The sequence below is a fragment of the Nocardia farcinica genome (assembly GCF_029867845.1).
Taxonomy (GTDB): domain Bacteria; phylum Actinomycetota; class Actinomycetes; order Mycobacteriales; family Mycobacteriaceae; genus Nocardia; species Nocardia farcinica_A.
Map to the genome: position 1 here is coordinate 1 of NZ_JARWRU010001296.1, position 2,225 is coordinate 2,225.

At 72.9% G+C, this 2,225-nt stretch carries 2 protein-coding genes; one reads left to right on the forward strand and one right to left on the reverse strand.

Translation table 11 applies throughout. The features are described 5' to 3' along the window. The first annotated feature begins 118 nt into the window (after window positions 1-118). Window positions 119-718, forward strand: coding sequence for a Uma2 family endonuclease (locus tag QH283_RS29070; protein WP_280506121.1), 600 nt, complete (start codon window positions 119-121; stop codon window positions 716-718). On the opposite strand, the gene QH283_RS29075 is transcribed toward QH283_RS29070, so the two are convergent. Beyond that, on the reverse strand, window positions 684-1,940 hold the full coding sequence (locus tag QH283_RS29075) for an MFS transporter (RefSeq protein ID WP_280506122.1): 1,257 nt from the start codon (window positions 1,938-1,940) through the stop codon (window positions 684-686). The genes QH283_RS29070 and QH283_RS29075 overlap by 35 nt on opposite strands. Window positions 1,941-2,225 lie beyond the last annotated feature (285 nt).

Here is a 2,225-nt window from a genome sequence, read left to right on the forward strand (position 1 = left end):
GCCCCGCATCGTGCCGCGATGCGGGGCCCTCGCTGTTGCGGCACGTTCGAACACGAACCGATCGGGTACCCGGGTCGGACGGTATCGCCGGTGGGCGGTCGACCCGGCGGGAGGTGCGATGCGGCGACGAGCGACGACCCGGGGGACCGGCCGCGGGCCCTACGCCATCGGCGACCTGCACGCCATGCCCGGCCGAGGCCGTGACTACGAGCTGGAGGACGGCTGGCTGGTCGAGGTCGCGCGCGGGGCGAGGCACGATCACGTGGTGCGGCGCACCGCGCAGGCGCTCGACCGCTCGGCCGGGCAGGGACTGCATGTGTGCGTCGGCGGGGGATGGGAGATCACCACCACGTGCGGGGTGCGCAAACCCGACATCGTGGTCGCGCCGCGCGAGGTGATCCGGCACGCGCTGGTCGCCGATCCGCCGCGGGTGCTGCCCGGCGGACAGGTGCGGCTCGCGGTGGAGGTCGTCGCGCCCGCCACCGCGAGCGAGCGCACCGACCGGGTGCGCAAGGTGCGCGAGTACGCGGCCGCGGGCATCGCCGAGTACTGGCTTGTCGAACATCACCCGCTGGTGCGCATCCACCGTCTCGTGCTGGAAGGGGAGATCTATCACACCAGGGCGGTGGCCGAACCGGGAGAGATGTTGGTCGCCGATGTGGGGCCGGGCGAGGAGTTCCGGGTCAGCGTGGATCCGGCCGAACTGCTGGAGATCTGACCGGAGCCGGTTCCTTCGCCGGTGAGATCCGCGGCGCGGCAGCGGGATCGGCGGGCACGAGCGGGACCGCCAGCGCGGCGATCGCGGCCGCGCCGAGGAAGGCGGCCGGGAACCCGCCCCAGGTGATCAGGGCACCGAAAACCGGTGGGATGGCGGCCATCGCGAGATTCTGGCCGGTGTTCTGCATGCCGAGCCCGCGCCCGCTCCAGAACGGGCCCGCGATCTCGGCGACCGCGGTGAACGCCAAGCCGTTGTCCGACACCGTGATCACCGAGGCGGCGAACAACAGCGGGATGGCGATCCACCACCAGTGCGTCCACGCCGCGACGCCGAGCGCGGCGGTGCTGATCACCGCGGCGACGGCCACCGTGTGCAGCGGGCCGAGCCTGCTGCCGACCCGATCCGACCAGGCGCCCGCGCCGATACGGCCTGCCGCGCCGAGGAATTGGGTCGCCGTGACGACCGCGCCCGCGACCGGCAGCGACCAGCCGACGTCGCGGTGCAGCCACAGCAGCGCGAAGGTCCACAGCACGCCCTGCGGCACCACGAGCAGAACCGAGGCGCCGTGGATGCGCCACAGTGTGGCCGAGCCGCGATAGGGGTTGTCCCGGTCGGCCGCAGAGCCTTTCGGGCGCGGCGGGTCGACGATGCCCGCCAGGCAGGACAGTGCCGCGAGTCCGCCCATGAGCGCGGGCACCAGCACGGCCGCGGCGATGCCGTAACGGTCGGCCACCAGGGGGATGCTCAGCGCGCCGATGCCGACGCCCAGCGGTTGCGCGGTCTGACGGATGCCCATGGCCAGACCGCGGCGGTCGGGCGGGAACCAGCCGACGATGACCCGTCCGCTGGCGCCGTTGGTGCTCGCCGCGCCGAGGCCGCCGAGGAACAGCAGCGCGCCGAGGGCGATGTCGTTGCTCGTGGCGGCCGCCGCGACGCCCGCGGCGCACATGAGTGCCGGGCCCGCCACCAGCACCTTGCGCTCGCCGATGCGGTCGACCACATACCCCCAGGCGATGAGGGTGCAGACCAGGCCGACGGTGGGCATGGCCACCAGCAGGCCCGCCGTCGGCAGCGCGGTGCCCCTGGCGGTCAGGGCCGGCAGCAGGAAGGGGATGCCGTGGATGAACACGGCGCTGGAGGCCTGGGCGAAGACGCCGAGGGCGAGCATCAGCCACCGGTGCGCCGTGCCTACCCGTCTGATGCCTGCCGTGTCCACGGACATCGTCCGCTCCTCGCGTCTCGAACCGACCGAATCCCGAAATGTGGGATTGAGTTCTCAGGAAGTGAAAACCTGGGCTCACGGTACACCCGATGGCCGCTCCCGCGCATCCCGGCGGCATCCGGCGACGGGGCGAGCGATCTCACACCCGGCCACACGGCCTGCTCGCTCCCGCCCGGGAGCGCCGATCGGCGCGACCAGCGGCTTCCGTAGACTCACCGGCATGCGTCTAGGTCGAGTTGCCAGTCCCGATGGTGTCGCGTTCGTCAGCATCGAAGGGGCGGGGGG

Bases quoted from the DNA above. Each gene is read 5' to 3' on its own strand.
- QH283_RS29070 (WP_280506121.1), top strand. From the start codon at position 119: ATGCGGCGACGAGCGACGACCCGGGGGACCGGCCGCGGGCCCTACGCC.
- QH283_RS29075 (WP_280506122.1), bottom strand. From the start codon at position 1,940: ATGTCCGTGGACACGGCAGGCATCAGACGGGTAGGCACGGCGCACCGG.